This is a genomic window from Parundibacterium terreum (assembly GCF_014636315.1).
Classification (GTDB): Bacteria; Pseudomonadota; Gammaproteobacteria; order Burkholderiales; family Burkholderiaceae_D; genus Undibacterium; species Undibacterium terreum.
Map to the genome: position 1 here is coordinate 960,496 of NZ_BMED01000001.1, position 17,695 is coordinate 978,190.

16 protein-coding genes are annotated in these 17,695 nt (G+C 55.6%); 9 read left to right on the forward strand and 7 right to left on the reverse strand.

Translation table 11 applies throughout. From position 1 onward, the window contains the following. Positions 1–40 precede the first annotated feature (40 nt). Both IEW12_RS04495 and IEW12_RS04500 read left to right on the forward strand, forming a co-directional pair. Positions 41–793, forward strand: coding sequence for a response regulator (locus IEW12_RS04495; RefSeq protein ID WP_188564759.1), 753 nt, complete (start codon positions 41–43; stop codon positions 791–793). Then, on the forward strand, positions 790–2,163 hold the full coding sequence (locus IEW12_RS04500) for an ATP-binding protein (protein WP_188564760.1): 1,374 nt from the start codon (positions 790–792) through the stop codon (positions 2,161–2,163). The genes IEW12_RS04495 and IEW12_RS04500 overlap by 4 nt, the downstream gene beginning before the upstream one ends. Positions 2,164–2,236: 73 nt before the next feature. Here the strand turns inward: IEW12_RS04500 and IEW12_RS04505 are convergent, their stop codons facing one another. Next, the gene (locus IEW12_RS04505; protein WP_188564761.1) at positions 2,237–2,647 is read right to left on the reverse strand and encodes a DUF4148 domain-containing protein; all 411 of its coding nucleotides are present in this window, start codon (positions 2,645–2,647) and stop codon (positions 2,237–2,239) included. A gap of 495 nt (positions 2,648–3,142) precedes the next feature. On the opposite strand from IEW12_RS04505, the gene IEW12_RS04510 reads away from it, so the two are divergent. The 4 genes from IEW12_RS04510 (at position 3,143) to IEW12_RS04525 (ending at position 7,057) form a co-directional block, all read left to right on the forward strand. Beyond that, positions 3,143–3,364 (forward strand): hypothetical protein, encoded by a 222-nt coding sequence (locus IEW12_RS04510; protein WP_188564762.1) that lies wholly within the window; start codon positions 3,143–3,145, stop codon positions 3,362–3,364. Positions 3,365–3,511: 147 nt separating this feature from the next. Beyond that, positions 3,512–4,015, forward strand: coding sequence for a hemerythrin domain-containing protein (locus tag IEW12_RS04515; protein WP_188564763.1), 504 nt, complete (start codon positions 3,512–3,514; stop codon positions 4,013–4,015). Between the two features lie 121 nt (positions 4,016–4,136). Beyond that, positions 4,137–4,385 carry a hypothetical protein gene (locus tag IEW12_RS04520; RefSeq protein WP_188564764.1) on the forward strand — a complete coding sequence of 83 codons (249 nt, stop codon included), beginning with the start codon at positions 4,137–4,139 and terminating at the stop codon, positions 4,383–4,385. Positions 4,386–4,693: 308 nt separating this feature from the next. After that, positions 4,694–7,057 (forward strand): hybrid sensor histidine kinase/response regulator, encoded by a 2,364-nt coding sequence (locus IEW12_RS04525; protein WP_188564765.1) that lies wholly within the window; start codon positions 4,694–4,696, stop codon positions 7,055–7,057. A gap of 96 nt (positions 7,058–7,153) precedes the next feature. Here IEW12_RS04525 and IEW12_RS04530 read toward each other — a convergent pair whose 3' ends face one another. Beyond that, a complete protein-coding gene (locus IEW12_RS04530; RefSeq protein WP_188564766.1) occupies positions 7,154–7,861 on the reverse strand; it encodes an SDR family oxidoreductase in 708 nt (235 codons plus the stop codon). 277 nt (positions 7,862–8,138) lie between these two features. On the opposite strand from IEW12_RS04530, the gene IEW12_RS04535 reads away from it, so the two are divergent. The 3 genes from IEW12_RS04535 (at position 8,139) to IEW12_RS04545 (ending at position 12,846) form a co-directional block, all read left to right on the forward strand. Continuing rightward, on the forward strand, positions 8,139–8,555 hold the full coding sequence (locus tag IEW12_RS04535; protein WP_188564767.1) for an organic hydroperoxide resistance protein: 417 nt from the start codon (positions 8,139–8,141) through the stop codon (positions 8,553–8,555). Between the two features lie 567 nt (positions 8,556–9,122). Further along, positions 9,123–11,549, forward strand: coding sequence for a TonB-dependent receptor (locus IEW12_RS04540; protein ID WP_229750912.1), 2,427 nt, complete (start codon positions 9,123–9,125; stop codon positions 11,547–11,549). A 178-nt stretch (positions 11,550–11,727) separates the two neighbouring features. After that, the gene (locus IEW12_RS04545) at positions 11,728–12,846 is read left to right on the forward strand and encodes a glycerophosphodiester phosphodiesterase (RefSeq protein WP_229750913.1); all 1,119 of its coding nucleotides are present in this window, start codon (positions 11,728–11,730) and stop codon (positions 12,844–12,846) included. A gap of 208 nt (positions 12,847–13,054) precedes the next feature. Here IEW12_RS04545 and IEW12_RS04550 read toward each other — a convergent pair whose 3' ends face one another. The 5 genes from IEW12_RS04550 to bla form a co-directional block, all read right to left on the reverse strand. Beyond that, complete coding sequence (locus IEW12_RS04550) at positions 13,055–13,717, reverse strand: hypothetical protein (RefSeq protein ID WP_188564768.1); 663 nt, start codon at positions 13,715–13,717, stop codon at positions 13,055–13,057. A gap of 327 nt (positions 13,718–14,044) precedes the next feature. After that, on the reverse strand, positions 14,045–14,914 hold the full coding sequence (locus IEW12_RS04555; protein ID WP_188564769.1) for a hypothetical protein: 870 nt from the start codon (positions 14,912–14,914) through the stop codon (positions 14,045–14,047). An 80-nt stretch (positions 14,915–14,994) separates the two neighbouring features. Then, complete coding sequence (locus IEW12_RS04560; RefSeq protein ID WP_188564770.1) at positions 14,995–15,873, reverse strand: hypothetical protein; 879 nt, start codon at positions 15,871–15,873, stop codon at positions 14,995–14,997. 85 nt (positions 15,874–15,958) lie between these two features. Beyond that, on the reverse strand, positions 15,959–16,618 hold the full coding sequence (locus tag IEW12_RS04565) for a site-2 protease family protein (RefSeq protein WP_188564771.1): 660 nt from the start codon (positions 16,616–16,618) through the stop codon (positions 15,959–15,961). Between the two features lie 2 nt (positions 16,619–16,620). Beyond that, positions 16,621–17,565 (reverse strand): class A beta-lactamase, encoded by a 945-nt coding sequence (gene bla / locus IEW12_RS04570; protein WP_188565652.1) that lies wholly within the window; start codon positions 17,563–17,565, stop codon positions 16,621–16,623. Between the last annotated feature and the right edge of the window lie 130 nt (positions 17,566–17,695).

A 17,695-nucleotide genomic window follows, 5' to 3' on the forward strand; every position in this document is an offset into this window, starting at 1 on the left:
AAAGTAAGACTCAAAGTAAGGCTCAAAAAGAGACGACAACATGACACAAGCAACAGAAAAAGCAGACCACATCCTGATCGTGGACGATGACCGCGAAATCCGCGAACTGCTGGCCAGCTATCTGCGCAAGAACGGCATCCAAGCATCCACCGCCGCCAATGGCCGCCAGATGCGCGCGGTGCTGGAAGAAGGCCCGGTTGACCTGATCGTGCTGGATCTGATGCTGCCCGGCGAAGACGGCCTGGTGCTGTGCCGTGAGCTGCGCGGGGGCAAATGGCGCGCCACGCCGATATTGATGCTGACCGCGCTGAACGAAGAAACCGAGCGCATCATCGGCCTGGAAATGGGTGCGGACGATTATGTCTCCAAGCCCTTTTCCTCGCGCGAGCTGTTGGCACGCATACGCTCGGTACTGCGGCGCGCGCGCGCCTTGCCGCCCAACCTGCAGCCCACCGAAGTGGTGGAGATGCTGCACTTCGGCGACTGGCGGCTAGATACCACCGCACGCCACCTGCTGGACGCCAATGGCACCATGGTGGCGCTGAGCGGCGCGGAGTACCGGCTGCTGCGGGTGTTCCTGGATCACCCGCAACGCGTGCTGACCCGCGACCAATTGCTGAACCTGACGCAAGGGCGCGATGCCGACCAGTTCGACCGCTCCATCGATCTGCTGGTCAGCCGCCTGCGCCAACGCCTGCTTGATGATGCGCGCGAGCCGCGCTACATCAAGACCCTGCGCAGCGAGGGATACATCTTTTCCTCCGCAGTAGAAAACCGCGAGTCCGGCGGATGAGCGCGGCCGATACGCTAGCCCCGCAACTGTCATCTGCGCAGCCAAGACGGCTGCCAAGCTCATGGTTGCCACGTACGCTGTTTGCGCGGCTGACACTGATCCTGTTTACCGGCCTGGCGCTGGCCTATGCGCTGTCTTTCACCGTCATCATCGTCGAGCGCGACAAAGCCACCACCTCGCTGATGCTGGGCTTCATGGAACAGGATGTGTCCAGCTCAGTGGCGCTGCTGGACCGGCTACCCGCCAGTGAACGCGCGCTGTGGCTGCCGCGCCTGGAACGTCGCAGCTACGGCTTTGTACTGGGGCCCGGAGCAACTGGTGCAGCGCCAGACGAACGCCTGTCCAAACTGCTGGCTACCTCCATAGAACAATCGATAGGCACCCGCTACCAGCTCAGCGCGAATGCGGTACCCGGATTGACCGAGCACCTGCAGGTACACTTGAAACTGAGCGACGGCGAGCCGCTGACGATAGACCTGCGCCCCAGGATCATGCCGCTGTCACCGTGGCTGGTTCCGCTGCTGCTGCTGCAACTGGCGTTGCTGACTGCATTTTCCTGGCTCTGCGTGCGGCTGGCAACACGGCCGCTGGAAGAACTGGCGACAGCAGCCGATGCACTAGGCCCTGATCTCAGCCCCAGCCGCCTGGCGGAAGACGGCCCCACCGAAGTCGCACGCGCGGCAAGCGCCTTCAATGCCATGCAGGACCGCATCGCCATCTATATGACCGAGCGTATGCAGATACTGGCGGCCATCTCGCATGACCTGCAAACGCCGATCACCCGCATGCGCTTGCGTGCCGACCTGATGGACGACGATGAGCATCGCGGCACGCTGATGCGCAACCTGCAAGAAATGGAAGCCCTGGTGCGTGAAGGCGTGACCTATGCCCGCACCTTGCATGGCGCCGCCGAGCAACCGCTGCGGCTGGACCCGGATGCCCTGCTGAATAGCCTGATCTACGACTATATTGATGCAGACGCCGCCGTCACCATCAGCGGCAGCATAGGCAAGCCCCTGATGCTGCGTCCGGTGGCCCTGCGCCGTATCCTGACCAACCTGATCGACAATGCGCTGAAATATGGCGGCAATGCCGATCTTGTCGTCAGCACCGCTGCAGACGGCTCCGTCATCCTGTCTGTACTGGACCAGGGGCCGGGCATACCCGCAGAAAAACTGGAAGCCGTATTCCAGCCGTTTTACCGGTTGGAAGCTTCGCGCAACCGCAATAGCGGTGGCACCGGCCTGGGCCTTGCCATCGCCCGCCAGTTGGCGCAAGCCATAGGCGGTACGCTGGAATTGCATAATCGTCCTGCCGGCGGCCTGGAGGCTCGTTTCACCCTGCCGGCCTCGCTGCAAGTATCGGAATAAATTTCCGGTTACAAGGCGAAGAAAAAGCGGAGCATCAAGCAGATGCCCCGCTTTTTTAACTTCTGAGGCGGGCTTAGCGTGTCAGGTGCGGGTAATCATAGTCGGACACGAACAGAGATCCATCGGCGCGGGCGACTGCGATTTCACGCTTTACTTCTGCACGCGACTTGTGCTGGGCAACAGGATCAACGACAGTACGAGGATAGTCATAGGAAACATCCAGCGTTCCGGCCTTCCTTGCGCCGTCCAGCTCTGCCACTACTTCTGCCCTGGTCAAAGGGGAGCCGGTATTTTGCACCAGCGGGTATGCATAGTCAGGCACAGACAACAGGCCTTGAGCGCGCGCTTCGCGCAATTCTTCAATCACCTGCGCACGGGTTTTAGCACTTGCGCCATTGACATCGGCACTATTGGCGTCTTGTGCGAAAGTTGCGGCACTTGCGATAGCCAGAGCAGCTGCGATGATCAATTTGTTTGCATTCATTTTTATTCTCCAAAATGTAAGTGAGTTGGTTCAATCCATAGACGGCTAGCTTGCCCGCCCTTCCTTGATTGATTTCGAGGCATCGTTGCTTCGATGAACAGCATTAGACCGCGTGCGCGTATCGGTGCTGTGTCGTCATGTTTTCCAGATAAGGGGTTTTGTAGCGCGCCTCTGAGGCCAGATACAAAGGGCTACAAATCCGTCGGTGAAATTTTGAAAATGGAGCGCAAACATAGGAAGAAATGCCTATGCCGCGTCAATAAAGTGAGCTCGAGAAAGTCCATGCACGCGGACAAGATTTCGGCTTTTTGACAAAGTGGGCACTCAATAGTTAATTACGAAGGGAAGGAAGTTGGCGGACACCCTGATGAGGCAATCTCTTACACATAGGGGGCTGCATCCGAGTTTATTTTTAGCCGGCATCCGCTAAGCTGGTATCACGGAGAAAAGGAGCACATACATAGAAGCGTACGGAAGCACATTTAGGAGTACATCATGGACGACGAAGTTATTGCCGGTGAAAAAATTTCTTTTAGAATCGGCGCAGTCAGGACACTGAGCAAGGAGTTTCGCGGAATCGTCTTCGAAAAGCGATTCGATGATTTGCATACAGCAGAGATTGAACATCCCTGCCCTTCAGAGCTGATGTTTATTGAAGACGCCTTGCGCGAAGCGCGCCTACTTCGGAAAACCCTGATCACGAAATTGATCACTTAGCTCCCTGTGTCGTATGTTCCCTCCGGCAATAACAGAGGGGCAGCATCCTACATCCCCGCTTGACCGGTTCCGATATGGCCGCAATCGCCGCTCATTTATGATGCTCCACATAGGCTACAGAATCAGCCACCGCCATTGGAGAAAACCATGCCCACCGTACTCAGCACGAATGCCATCGCCACCCTGGAAGCGGATCACCGTGAAGCCGAAGCACTCTTCAAAAAATACGAAAAACTCAGGAACAGTAATAGATCTACAGAAAAATACGGGATTGCGAACCAGGTATGCGCGGCCTTGCTGGCGCATATGGAGATGGAAGAAAAGTTGTTTTATCCCGCAGCACGCACGGCAACCGGTCTGGACGACAAGCTCAACGAGGCCCAGATAGAGCATGCTGCAGCCAGGGATTTGATCACACAAATAGGAAAACTTCATGCTAACGATCCTCTATTTGACGCCAAGGTGAAGGTATTGAGTGAACAGATGCAGCATCATATCAACGAAGAGGAACACACTCTTTTCCCTCTGGTGCGCAGCTCCTCTCTTGACCTGGAACAACTCGGCGCCAGCATGCAGCAGGAGAGGGAAAATTTGCAGGCATCCGTCGCACGGAATATTCATGCTGAGCACGTTTGCCGCGCAGCGGGCTGACTTAAGTGAGTCAGCGCACAGAACGCGATCCCGCTATCCGTCAAAGTAGTCTCTGCATAAGAATTAAGAACCGCGTCAAGAACTGCGCAAAAAATCCCAAAAACATTTAAGGAGAATCCTGATGAAACATACGCCCCTGATTTTGATCATTTCCGCCGGTCTGGCCCTTGCCGCTTGCGAGCGCCCTGCACCAACCCCTCCCCCTATCGTCGTGACGCCACCTGTCCAGCAAGTTCCCGTTCCTGTGCCGGTACCGGGTCCTGCCGGAGCGCCTGGTCCTTCCGGCCCTGCTGGTGCACCTGGCGCCCCAGGTCCGACAGGTGCACCAGCATCGTCGGCGGAGGCTACTCCCGCAAGTTCAGGGCAATAACGCGCCTTAAGTAAAATCCGAACGGCCCGGCGCTGTGGCAAAGCCAGTCATGGCAACGTCGCCCAAGGATTTGAGTGCGGAAGGGTGAATGTCTGATGTGGTCCTGTTATGTTCTCTGGCAACTTGAGAACAGTCCCAGATCAAGATGTGAGTTGCCCTTGCAGTGCAGCAAGCGTTTTGCGCAAGGTTCCGTTTCTCGGCACGCTGCTTGCTGTACAATTTCCGGAGTGTAGATATAGCCGGTAGTAATCAGCGGCGAATCAAAGCGACCTGGATTGCAGCGCTTAGCTTAGAGAATTGGAATAACAATGCCGAATCAAGACAAGTCAGATCTTGAAACAATCAACGAGCTACAGCGTTTTCAGATCCTGGTCGCGTCGATTAGCGATTATGCGATCTATATGCTCGACATAAATGGCAAGGTGATCAGCTGGAATCCCGGCGCCCACCGTTCCAAGGGCTACACCGCCGAAGAAATCATCGGCAAAAATTTCTCTACCTTCTATACTCCCGAAGATCAGGCAGCCGGCGCGCCGGCGCGTGCGCTATCAACCGCAGCGGCCCAAGGACGCTTTGAGACCGAGGGCTGGCGCGTACGGAAAGACGGAACGCGCTTTTGGGCCAGCGTGATCATCGACCCCATCCTGGAAGGCGGAAAACTCCTCGGTTTTGCCAAGATCACCCGCGACATCACAGAACGCAAAGCCGCAGAAGAAGCCCTGCGCCAAAGCGAGCAGCAGTTCCGGTTGCTGGTACAGGGCGTCACCGATTATGCGATCTATATGCTGGATACCGAAGGCAACGTCAGCAACTGGAATCCCGGAGCGCAAAGGATCAAGGGGTATACGCAGGATGAGATCGTGGGCAGCCACTTTTCCCGCTTCTATACCGAGGAAGACAGGGAGAGCGGATTGCCTCAGCGTGCACTGAAGACCGCCGCGACCGAGGGAAAGTTTGAGCAGGAAGGCTGGCGGGTAAGAAAGGACGGCACCGTTTTCCAGGCGCACGTTGTCATCGACCCCATTTACGATGCTACCGGCATCCTGGTCGGCTACGCCAAGATCACCCGTGACATTACCGAGAAACAGCAAGCCCAGGCCGCATTGAAGCGCACCGAGCAGGCTCTGCAGCATTCTCAAAAAATGGAAACCATAGGCAAGCTGACTGGCGGCGTTGCCCATGATTTCAACAATTTGCTACAGATTATTTCGGGCAATCTGCAGCTGCTGTCATTGGAGATCAACCATCCTGAGCGGGCAAAGCGGCGCATTGCCAATGCGCTGGAAGGGGTAAAGCGCGGCGCCAAACTGGCCAGCTACCTGCTGGCCTTTGGCCGCAGGCAGGCACTCGACCCCAAGGTCGTCAATATCGGAAATTTTGTCGATGCGATGGAAGACATGCTGCAACGCAGCCTTGGCGAGGAAATCGATGTCAAGACCATCGTCGCAAAAAATCTGTGGAACACGCTGGTGGATGTGGCCCAACTTGAAAACGCTCTGCTTAACCTGGCAGTCAATGCGCGCGACGCGATGGATGGCGTGGGTAGTTTGACGATAGAAATGGAAAATGTCGTCTTTGATGAACACTATGCAGCGCTTAATTCCGACGTGCAGGCGGGAGAGTATGTGATGCTGGCCGTGACCGACACCGGAACCGGTATGCCTGAAGAAATTCTGACCCAGGTATTTGAACCGTTTTTTTCGACGAAACCGGAGGGCAAAGGCACCGGCCTTGGTTTGTCCATGGTGTATGGCTTCGTCAAGCAATCCGGTGGGCATGTCAATATCTATAGCGAACCGGGAGATGGAACCACCATTAAACTGTACTTGCCGCGCTCCCTAGAGGCGCAGACGGAACTCTCGTCCCCTGCGCCGCAGGAGGTTGTCGGCGGCACGGAGACCATCCTGGTCGCAGAGGACGACGAACAGCTGTGCGCCTCGGTCGTGGAAACGCTCTCGGGCCTCGGCTACCACGTCCTCAAGGCGGGGGACGCTGCCAGCGCAATGACGGTGATTGAGAGCGGCGTCAAAATCGATCTGTTATTTACCGATGTGGTCATGCCGGGCCAGTTGCGCAGCCCTGATCTGGTAAGACAGGCACGCGCACTCATTCCGGGCCTGGCGGTATTGTTTACGTCGGGATATACGCAAAACGCGATCGTGCATGGAGGCAGGCTGGATGCGGGAGTGGAATTGCTCAGCAAGCCATATACCCGCGAAGACCTGGCAAAAAAAATCCGGCATGTCATTGCCAATCAAAAACAGCGTGACCAGATCAGACTGGTAGCGACCGATACACACGGCATCGTATCGGTGCCGCCGGAGGCAAGACTAAGTATCTTGCTGGCTGAAAATGACGACCATATCCGCAGCAACACCGCAGACCTGCTGCGCGCGCTTGGGCACCGTGTGGAGGAAGTGGAAAATGCTACGTCCGCAATCGAGCATCTGCACAAGGGTAATATTGACGTGCTGATTACCGATGTTGAGCTGGTCGGCATGAGTGGAGATGTGCTGGCAAGGCAGGCCCGCGACATCGTGCCGGCTGTCGGTATTGTTTTCGCGACCGGAAGACCTCTGCCGCCACCATTTGAAGGATCCGTCCTGCTGCGCAAGCCCTATACCGCAGAAGGCCTCAAAAGCAGCCTGAAACAATTCGAGCCCTTAAGCTAGAACTCATTTCATAAGCTGGGGTGAAAGGCGCTCCAGTCAGGTGCAAACAGCGCTGCCTCCGGCAACAGTCCGTCTGCACCTGCTGATGGCACAGCCTCAGGCTCTTGGCTCACCCAGATAGATGCCGCGGTCTGCGCCAAGGCCTGCCTTCACGTGTTGAGCAGTGCCATCTGCCAGTACTTCATCCTTGCCGGCTTCGACAGCTGCAAAAACGGTATCGGCTACATCGACAGGAGACGCTTTGGGGGCATCAATGCCTTCTGTCATGCCGGTTTCCATATAGCCGACATGTACGCCGACGACCTGCGTCTTTTGTCCCGCCAGCTCACCGCGCAGGCCGTTTGTTACCGACCACGCCGCGGCCTTTGTGACGCTGTAGGTCGCATGCTTGGCCATGTTCACCCAGCTCAGTGCGGACAAGATATTCACGATCGCACCGCCGCCGTTTTTGGCCAGCGTGGGAGCAAAAGCCCGGCTCAGCGCCAACAGCCCAAACACATTCACCTCCATTTCACTGCGCAGGGACGCTGCAGCATCGTCGCTCATCAGCGCGGTGCTGGTGTCGATGCCGGCGTTATTGATGACAATGTTAACGTCAGGGCAAGACTGCAGAGCAGCGACAATATCCGCTCCCTTGGTCACGTCCAGCTTGAGCGGGTGCACACCTGCTACATCAACTGTGGCAGGGTCGCGCGCCGCCGCGTAGACCTTGCCCGCTCCAGCCTTCAGCGCAGCTTGGGCCAGTGCCAGTCCCAGGCCGCGATTAGCGCCTGTAATAAGGATGACGGAATTTTTAATGATCATGTGAAGCTCCTTGGGTAAGGCGACGTTACGCCTTTGGTTTTAAGCTTTGCGTAAGCATGCGCGCCGGCTCAAAAAGCAATAAATTGTCGGCGCAGCATGTATTTATCCTCGGCACAGGTGAACTTTGCATCCCCGCTTGTATTTCAATGTATCTGCCCCCCGTGCAGATACAATACTCCTTCCCTGGGTAATGTGCAGACACAGCGCCGATACATGCGAGAGGTCTAATGCTGTTCATCGAAGCACTACCGCCTCGACCAACATCCAGGAGAACATCATGACACAAGCTCAAAAAGTACTGTACACAGGTAAAACCCACACCACCGGCGGCCGCGATGGCACATCCCGCAGCACGGATGGCCGTCTGGACATCAAACTATCATCTCCAGGCACTTCCGGCGCAGGCACCAATCCGGAGCAATTGTTCGCCGCAGGCTGGTCTGCATGCTTCATCGGCGCGATAGGCATTGCAGCAGGCACAATGAAGGTCGCGCTTCCGGCTGACCTGGCAGTAGATGCCGAGGTGGATCTGGTGAATGCAGAAGGAGCTTACTTCCTGCAAGCCCGTTTGAACGTTAGCCTGCCGGGCATAGACCGTGAAGTGGCCCGTGCACTGGTCGATACCGCGCACCAGACCTGCCCTTACTCCAAGCTCACGCGCAACAATATCAACGTTGAGATCAATCTGGTCTGAAGTTTTTAAACGCTTGCATAGTAATGGCCTGACCGGCGACGGCAGGCCATTTTTTATGTGCCAACGATGCGCCCATACGAGTATTTACCTATAGGAGGACAGATGTATTTACTTTAACTACACGTGCGCAATTATCATCATTCACGCTCATCGTCAAAAAAATAAATAGCTAGATTATTAGAACTCATTTCATCAATAGGCGGGAGATGCGTTTGCCTTAAAAGAGGCGCTGGCAAGGCGTGCGAGGCGTCAATAGCGGGGCTATTGACAACGAGCGCAACGCAGCCAGCGCCTCTTTTAAGGCAAACCCTCCGGGAACGGCCCATTTGGGCGCATTGCAGCGTTGTGCGGGGACGCCGAGTCCGCTAGCAAAGACGGCCAGTCTTTGCGTCGCGACACGCCTCGCACTGCATCCCAAATGGACTCGTTCGCACTCCCGCCTATTGATGAAATGAGTTCTAAATACCACACTCGTTTTTGATAAGTGTTTTGTAGTCATTTTGTCGTCATAAACAATCAGTAACCTCCGCCCGTCGCAATTCATTCCAACTTACAACGGGTGTACTGATGAAAAAGAAGAATTCAATCAAGCTGCGTGGCGTGTCGCCTGCCGAACTGCTGGCCGCCTCAGCCCTTTGCATGATCCTGTCGCAAGGAGCCTATGCACAAGTCAAATCAAATGTGGTTGAAGCCAATGCAGAAGCGGGCGCCTCTTCCGCCGCTAAGTCCGGTGCCGCCGATACAGCGGACGCTTCCGTCGCCACCGTGGAGATATCCACGCAAACCACGCGCTCCGCCGTTTCTTTGCGCGGCAACGAAATGCAAAAAATCCTGCCCGGTATCAATCCGGTTAAGGCATTGCAGACACTGCCTGGCGTCAGCTTCCAGACGGCCGACCCATGGGGCAATAATGAACAAAACCTGTCGCTGTTCGTACACGGCTTCAGCGGCCAGCAGCTCGGCTATACCATGGACGGCGTACCGCTGGGCGACCAGCAATACGGAAACTACAACGGGCTGTCGCCTCAGCGTGCCGTCATCAGTGAGAATGTGCGCAATGTGATCCTGTCTTCCGGCGCCGGTGACCTGTCCACCGCATCGACCAGCAACCTGGGTGGTACGATAGAAACCTTTTCCAGCGATCCATTGGCCACTAGTGGCACCCATGTGGAACAAACGCTGGGCAGCTTCCGCGCTTCGCGCACCTTTGCCCGCTATGATACTGGCCTGTTCGGCGACGGTAACTCCATGTACATCTCGGCGATGCACCTGGAAGCGCGCGCCTGGGATTTTGAAGGCCGCCAGGGCGGCAATCAGTTCAACACCAAGTTTGTCAACAGCAAGCCTTCCGGCAAGCTGACTTTGTACTTCAACTACAACGACAAGATAGAACCAAACGAAGACAGCACCGTGCATGTCGCTGGCGAAACCAGCGCTCCATACACACGCCCTTTCCTGTATCCTGATTTTGCGTCCGCCGTGAAATACCTGTCAGCTACCGGTGCAACCCCAGCAGCAGACGGCTCCAACTACCGCAACTACTACAGCGATGCGCAGCGCACGGATTACCTCGCTTATGCCAAATATGAAGCCAATATCGGCGAGAACAGCAAGTGGTCCAACCAGTTCTATTTCCACAATGACGATGGCGTCGGCGTGGTGGCCGGCCCTATCGGCGCAGCGGGCTTGCCTGCATTGTTCGGCATCTATTTCCCTAACCAGAATCTGAAGCAGATCTTCGGCAGCTCCGGCTATGCGACCCGTACCACTGAATATGCGATCAACCGCGGCGGCCTGATTTCCACTTTCAATACCGAAATCGGCAATCACCAGATCGAATTCGGCGGCTGGTGGGAACATAACAAATCCTCGGCCTTCCGCCGCTGGTATGCGTTGGACGTGAACAACCCAAGCTCGCCTTACGACAGGCCTGTCAATCCGCTGATCACACAATACGGCAGCACGATAGAAAACAATGTCGTTCAGTTGCATCTGCAGGATGAATGGAAGGTCCGTCCGGACATCTCGGTACAGGCCGGTTTCAAATCCAGCCTGCAGTTTGCCAATGGCGAGTTCCCTGTGCAGCCTGCGCTGGGCGCCATTGCCGGCGGCTCTAAGGCATTGCCGGTGGGCGAGATCATCACAAAGAAATGGTTCCTGCCACAACTGGGCTTGCTGTGGGACCTGTCGCCGCGTGACCAGTTGTTTGTGAACGTGCAAAAGAATATGCGCCAGTTTGTCACCTATGGCGGCGGCGGTGCTTCTCCGTGGAGCTTGGCAAGCCAGGCAGCGTTTGACCTGTTCAAGAACACGGCGCAGCCTGAAACAGCGGTTACCTATGAAATCGGTCTGCGCGGCAAGCGCAACCTGGATCTGGGTCCGCTGAACGCCATCGACGGCCAGGTCAACCTGTACCATGTGGATTTCAGCAACCGCCTGCTGCAGATCAGCCCTACCCCGGTGATCTCTTCCATCATCGGCGGCAATCCTATCCTGGCCAACGTCGGCGATGTGCGTACCGATGGCGTGGATTTTGCGGCGACCCTGCATTTTGGCAAGAACTTCTCTTTCTACAACGCCATATCGTATAACCGCTCGATTTACGGCGACAACTACAGCAATGGCGCGGCTACGGTACAAACCGCAGGCAAGAAAGTGCCTGGCAGCCCGGAATGGATGGACAAGTTCGTTGCCACGGCCACTTACGGCGATTACGAAGCCCAGTTGATTGGCGACTATGTCGGCAAGCGCTATGCGACCTACACCAACGACCTGTCCGTCAAGAGCTACTTCATGATGAGCTTGGCGCTGAGCGCCAAAATCCCGACGCCATCCAATAGTTTCGTGAAGAACGCCCGCGTACGCCTGAACATCAGCAACCTGAACCAGGAAACAGGTGCCTCGGTCGTTGTTGTCGGCGCAGCATCCGGCACGTACAATACCTTTCCTATCGCACCGCGCCAGGCCTTCCTGACATTCGGCGCTGACTTCTAAAAAGAGATGGGCGAGTGTCCTGCCCCATAATTTCGTCACAAATAAAAGTGACGAAATTGGGGCGAGACAAGGAAAAAAACGGAGCAAGGGGGTGTCCCCTTGCGAGTATTTTTGACGCAGTATTCGACACAATTCTCGTCATCTTTTGTGTGATTAAATTATGGGGCAGGACACTCAGATGGACATCAAACGCAGACGCGTATTAAAAACAGCGATGACCGGCAGTGTTGCCCTCTGCTTTGCGCAAACCCGGCTGATCTCGTCCGCCCACGCGGCGACGCCTCAGCTGGCGGGCAAGGTAGAAGTCTTCGGCCATCGCGGCGCCTGCGCCTTGCGTCCTGAGCATACACTGGCCTCTTACGCCAAAGCCATCGTTGACGGCGCCGACTATATCGAACCCGATCTGGTCAGCACCAAAGACGGCATCCTCGTGGCAAGGCATGAAGCCAACCTGACGGAAACCACCGACGTCGCCAAGCGCAGCGAGTTTGCTTCCCGCCGCGTGACCAAGACCATCGACGGCCAGACGCACACCGGCTGGTTTGTCGATGACTTCACACTGGCAGAACTGAAAAGCCTGCGGGCAATAGAACGCCTGCCCAAGGTCAGGCCGGACAATACCCGTTACGACGGCATGTTCCAGATTCCTACCTGGGAAGAGATCATCGATTTTGTGGCTGCAGAATCGGCTACCAGCGGCCGCCTGATCGGCCTGGTGCCCGAACTGAAGCACTCCACCTATTTCAGTAGCGTGAAGCTGCCGCTGGAAGACCGCTTCCTGCAAACCATCGCAGAGCACGAATACACGCGCCGTGCGCCGCTGGAAATCCAGTCCTTTGAAACCGCCAACCTGAAATACCTGCGCAGCAAGCTGGGCAAGCGCGAGCATATCCGCCTGATGCAGCTCACTGCCGAAGGCCAATACCGTCCTGTTGACGTGGTCGCTGCTGGCGGCAAGCTAACGTTTGCAGAAATGACCAGCGCCCAGGGCCTGCGCGACATTGCGCAATATGCCGACGTGGTCGCCCCGCCGCTGCGCGCAGTGATACCGCTGAAAGCCGACGGCAAGCTGGATGCCCCCACAGCACTGGTGGCAGACGCCCACCGCGCCGGCCTGCTGGTGCACACCTGGACCTTCCGCCCGGAGAACCGTTTCATCGCGGGAGACTTCAAGGATGGTAAGGACGAGAATGCACGCAATGTCGCCGGTTCCATTGCGGAGATACGCCGCTACGTGGAGGCAGGCGTAGATGGTTTCTTTACCGATGACCCGGCGGTGGGTAGAGCGGCGCTGTAAGAATCAGGCATGCGCCGGTGGATCACAGCACCATCACCCAATAGGTAGGGTGCGTTAGCAACGCGTAATGCACCGAATTCGTGGCAATCCCTCACCAGCTTTCGCCCATGAGATCGTTGTCAAAGATAGGGATTGATTCAATAGCCGTTGAATCATCTGCTATCAGCATTACTGATACACCGCTGCACATCACACTCGCCAAAGCAAATCACAGCACGACTATCTCCACCCAATACTGCACAGCAAATTCCCTGTCTATGCCCTTCGGCTGCCCGAGAAAACGAATCTTGGAGCCGACTGGAACAATCCCCAGGCTTTTCTTTGCCGTATAGTAGTCTGCATCATTGGATGGCAAGCCATCCCGCACGACCATATTGCCCAGCACCTTGAATTCATTTCCGGCGGAAAGCTTGTCCGGCGAGACGCTGACCGGTTCATTGCTGTCGACTGCGGAGAGTTTTATCCTGCTCCATCCATTTTTATAGTCCCCTATCCACATGTAGCCATGCGTCTTTTGCGTATCTCCCGGTGCGTCGTTGGTCAGCTTGGCAATTTGGGCGGTCTGGTTGGAAACGGTCTGGCTCGCTTCAAAGATTTGCGCTTTCGCCTGCGGGGTGGGTGCGTCGCCGGCAGGCAGGCGTTTTTGCAGATCCTGTATGGCGGCTGTCGCACTATTCAGTTGCGAAGCAAGCGAGGTGATTTCCCCTTTTGCATCCTGCGTAAATTTGATGCCAGATGCAGAAAGCTCGGTCACATTGCCAAAGTTGAGTCCCAAAAACTGGTGAGCAATCAGCAGTGCAATCAATATCGAAAACACCGTCACCGGATACTTGAGCAGCTCTATCAGCGCCGTTTTATTGTCGTCAGCCATGGCTCACTCCTTCTAGATGGATCAGCTTCTGAGCGAGCAAATGGCATACATGTGGCAAACCGGGAGATGAACAGACATCGGTCTGCCAGCGTTGGATAGTCATAATGAAAATTCTCTGAGAGGTCAATTAAACGAGCTTGTTGCCATTGTGATCACGGCATCGCCAATCAGATTAGATGCAAAAAGATAAATATCAAGATTTATTTTTTGGCATATTTCTGAGCAGCATTGGTGGGGCACATTGAGGCGAAGCCCGCGCCAATATCCGCATCCAGTGATCACACCCATCGGCAAAGAGCTCAGGAAACTCAGGGCGACTCTATCTCTTTACTGGCGCATAGGCGCAGAGGCGGTAATTCCCGGTAATGCTACCCAGGCAGTTTGATCTCCATTATTCTCCTTGGCTTGCCCCTGAGATTCATGTCTGCCGCACACCATCTCAAGCTTGGCATTCACCTTGTTGCCACGGCATGACCATTCGAATCCTCCTGCAGGATAAGTGAATGTGATGTAATAGTAAGGCAGACGCTGCTCCAGAAAACATCCCATGGGTTCATAGTTGGGATTCCAGGATGTACCTTTTAGCCTGCCGGTATGCACTTTCCCAATCAAAGCGAGGACTGTATAGTCCTTGTACACGCGGGCACGGCTTTCTATATTGTGTGCCATCACCGTGTTCCGCTCCCCTATCCAGATAGGCTCATCTTTAAACAGAGCATCTGGAATCGCAGTTTCGCTCAGATCTATTCCTGCCACCGCCACGGTTGCACCTGCCCGGCGTAGCAGGCGCATGGATTCAACCAGGCCCAGCATTGCATGGCTGCTCCTGCCGTCCTCTTTTTCGCCAAACTTGCTCGCTTTCAGTTTTTCGCTAGCAGCCTCGCCACCGTCGGAATCCATATATTCGTTCAACGCCAGTTGATTGCTGGCTGGCGTTTCCAGAGCCAGTATCAGAGACTTACCCTCGCGCAGGATGCTACATGCGAGGCCGGCGACATAGGCCGGTATTTCATTGGTTCCATGGAGCTCGCCCACAACAATGATGCGCGAGGTAATGTCGGACAAGGCAATCTGGTTCTGCGGCGTGCAGGGTAAGTTTTTCGCACTGGCAGCCTGCATTCCCAGCGCCAGCATTGCCGTCAGCAGAGGCTGGCTTAGCCAGAAAGAGACACTGCTTGGCTTGTTTTTTATCGGCATGCATTCTCCGTTGATTTTTTTGATGATCTTATTTCTGATCTATGAGCACAGGGAAACGTCGTTTCATGCCAACCCGCCGACTAGAGCCCCATCGGTGGAGAGGCAGTTATCCTGTCAAGCATTATCCATTTATTGGTGTCTCCGTCATCTATTTTTCCCTGGCCTAAAGTTTCGTAAGCGCCACAGACCAGCTTATCCGTCAATTGAGGAACATCACCACTTCCGGGTGCTCGCTTGCATCCCCAAAAACTGCCTCCAGGCGGAAAAGCAAATGCAATGGAATAAAACGGCAACCGCTGCTGCAGTATGTATCCCATAGGCTCATGCTCCGGGTCCCACGGCAAACCTTTTATACGGCCCGCATGCAATAGACCTGTCAATATCAGTAGCGTATGTTTTTTGTAGACGCGTGCGCGGGTCTCGATATTACGCGCAGATCCCAGTTCGAACTCCCCGGGCCACATGCGTTCCTCTTTGGACAGCGGCGCCAACATCGCCTCATAACTCAAGCCAAACCCAGTTACCGCAACAGTCGCACCGGCCTGACGCAGATTGCGCAGAGATTCCAGCACCTTCAGCATCGCCAGACTGCCTTTGCTATCCTCCAGTTTTCCAAATCTGCTTTCTGCCAAACGCTTGCGCGCGGCCTCGCCACCATCCGAATCCATGTATGCATTAAGATTTTCCTGAAGGCTTGTAGACACCTCCAATCCCACAATCAAGGGCTTACCTTCCCGTAGAAGGCTACATGCCAAGCCACTAAAGAACGCCGGTATCTCATTGGTTCCATGCAGCTCACCAACGACAATAATGCGCGATGTGATGTCAGCCAACGCGATCTGGTTCTGCGGCGTGCAAGGCAGGTCTTTTGCACTCGCAACCTGCGCTCCCAGCACCAGCGTTGCGGCCAGCAAAGGCAGCTTTACCCAAGAGAAGATACTGCGCTGATTATTTTTCATTGATATTTTTCTCCGTTGATTTTGCAATTCATGGGCAGACTTCTGGGCAAGCAGCCGTTCCGACGAGCACTGCATTAAGTCGAAATTAACTGATGCTAAATGTGATTAGCGCAGCAAGCCAGGACAAGCCTACACACAGGCTCAGGCCGCCCCAGATTTTCAGCACATCCTGCGAAGGCTCTTTGTTGATTCCCAAACCACGCAATAACAGCAGGATAGCGGCGGACCCGTTTGTACCCAGCAAGGGCAGCAGGTTGATGGCAGCGAGGATCGCCGCACCGATGCTCAACATGTTAAAAAACGGCGCATGTAAAATAAAATCGGCGGCACTATGCAGTAATGTCTGTGCGGTAGAAAAAGGAGATAGCGTCGCCATTGCCAGGACGCTGAATGCGTGGATAAAAACATCCGCGGCATCAGGGCCAAGCATTGCAAAAGCAAGAATCAGCAATGCTAGGCAACCGGATAAGGTGATCAGCCACTGAACGCTTAGTTTCTGCCGGTCCAGAGCACCTTCAGTTTCGCCCTCTTCCAGCAATTCAGTTCGCGTATCCTTGAATCTGACAGAGGATGCGATGGGCAGTATTTTTATCTGCAGCCTGGACCGTCGAAACAAGCTGGGCCCCGCACCGAAGGAGACTTCGCGTATCACCACTTTGTTTAAGCGAGCAGTAATGACGATTGCCGCCGTGTGAATGAGGATGCATAAAACCACTGCACAGGCGAACGCGATATAAGGATGCATCGTCAGGCAAAGGCTTCGACAACGATCCTGGTTGCCGCCGCCAGCACTTCGCTGCGGTTTTCGGCGTCTTGCTGGTCCTGCACATAGTAGATGGTGAGCAGGATTGGCGGCCTAGTGGGTGGCCATAGCACGGCAATGTCATTGGTAGCGCCATAGGCGCCTGAGCCGGTCTTGTCGCCGACCTGCCAGTTGGCGGGCACGCCGGCGCGTATCCTGGTGCCGCCCGTGGTATTCCCCTTGAGCCAGACTTGCAATTGCTCGCGCTGCGACGGGCTCAGCGCTTCGCCCAGTATCAGTTTCTGCATATTGAACATCATCGCTACTGGCGTGGTGGTATCGCGCGGATCACCGGGGATGGCGGTATTGAGCTCGGTCTCCCAGCGGTCCAGCCTGGTTTCCCTGTCGCCCAGGCTGCGAGAAAATTCGGTGATGGCCGCCGGACCGCCCAGGGTTTTCAGCAAGAGATTGGCCGCGGTATTGTCGCTGTATTGCAGGGTGGCTGCACACAGCTCGGCGATAGTCATGCCGCCGGCAATATGCTTTTCAGTAATGGGCGAATACGCCACCAGATCGGCCTGCACATATGCAATGCGTTGCTGCAGCAGGCGGACATCCTGTTCGCTACGCCGCAAGATCGCAGCAGCGGCCAGCAGCTTGAAGGTGCTGCACATCGGAAAACGCTCGTCATAGCGGTAGCCCAGCAGCATATCCAGCGGGAAGCCATTCTGGCCTGCATCCATCGCCGCCACGCCAAGACGGCCGCCGGAGGCTTTTTCCAGTGCGGCCAGTTTATTGAATGCGGCGTCTAGCGCCTTGTTCGCCTTCTTGTTGCCGGCGGCGACTGGAGGAGTTGCGGGGCGCACGCCCACGCAGCCGCTGATCAGGAAAAGTGCCGGCGCCGCGGCGGCAGCCAGCAGCAATTTGCGTCGCTTGGAAGTCAGGTTCAGGTTTCGTGCTTGCATGGGATAAGAATTCGGTTGAACAATCAGGGGTATCGCCATTCATCATAGCGTTGATCATAACAATGTAGCATATCTATTTAGCAATGGCATGACGAACTTTGATCATGATCGGATG

What these genes read in the sequence shown, in the direction of transcription:
- IEW12_RS04500 (WP_188564760.1), top strand. Translation starts at nt 790, where the DNA reads ATGAGCGCGGCCGATACGCTAGCCCCGCAACTGTCATCTGCGCAGCCA.
- IEW12_RS04540 (WP_229750912.1), top strand. Translation starts at nt 9,123, where the DNA reads ATGAAAAAGAAGAATTCAATCAAGCTGCGTGGCGTGTCGCCTGCCGAA.
- IEW12_RS04545 (WP_229750913.1), top strand. Translation starts at nt 11,728, where the DNA reads ATGGACATCAAACGCAGACGCGTATTAAAAACAGCGATGACCGGCAGT.
- IEW12_RS04510 (WP_188564762.1), top strand. Translation starts at nt 3,143, where the DNA reads ATGGACGACGAAGTTATTGCCGGTGAAAAAATTTCTTTTAGAATCGGC.
- IEW12_RS04535 (WP_188564767.1), top strand. Translation starts at nt 8,139, where the DNA reads ATGACACAAGCTCAAAAAGTACTGTACACAGGTAAAACCCACACCACC.
- IEW12_RS04550 (WP_188564768.1), bottom strand. Translation starts at nt 13,717, where the DNA reads ATGGCTGACGACAATAAAACGGCGCTGATAGAGCTGCTCAAGTATCCG.
- IEW12_RS04555 (WP_188564769.1), bottom strand. Translation starts at nt 14,914, where the DNA reads ATGCCGATAAAAAACAAGCCAAGCAGTGTCTCTTTCTGGCTAAGCCAG.
- IEW12_RS04515 (WP_188564763.1), top strand. Translation starts at nt 3,512, where the DNA reads ATGCCCACCGTACTCAGCACGAATGCCATCGCCACCCTGGAAGCGGAT.
- IEW12_RS04530 (WP_188564766.1), bottom strand. Translation starts at nt 7,861, where the DNA reads ATGATCATTAAAAATTCCGTCATCCTTATTACAGGCGCTAATCGCGGC.
- IEW12_RS04520 (WP_188564764.1), top strand. Translation starts at nt 4,137, where the DNA reads ATGAAACATACGCCCCTGATTTTGATCATTTCCGCCGGTCTGGCCCTT.
- IEW12_RS04495 (WP_188564759.1), top strand. Translation starts at nt 41, where the DNA reads ATGACACAAGCAACAGAAAAAGCAGACCACATCCTGATCGTGGACGAT.
- IEW12_RS04565 (WP_188564771.1), bottom strand. Translation starts at nt 16,618, where the DNA reads ATGCATCCTTATATCGCGTTCGCCTGTGCAGTGGTTTTATGCATCCTC.
- IEW12_RS04525 (WP_188564765.1), top strand. Translation starts at nt 4,694, where the DNA reads ATGCCGAATCAAGACAAGTCAGATCTTGAAACAATCAACGAGCTACAG.
- IEW12_RS04505 (WP_188564761.1), bottom strand. Translation starts at nt 2,647, where the DNA reads ATGAATGCAAACAAATTGATCATCGCAGCTGCTCTGGCTATCGCAAGT.
- IEW12_RS04560 (WP_188564770.1), bottom strand. Translation starts at nt 15,873, where the DNA reads ATGAAAAATAATCAGCGCAGTATCTTCTCTTGGGTAAAGCTGCCTTTG.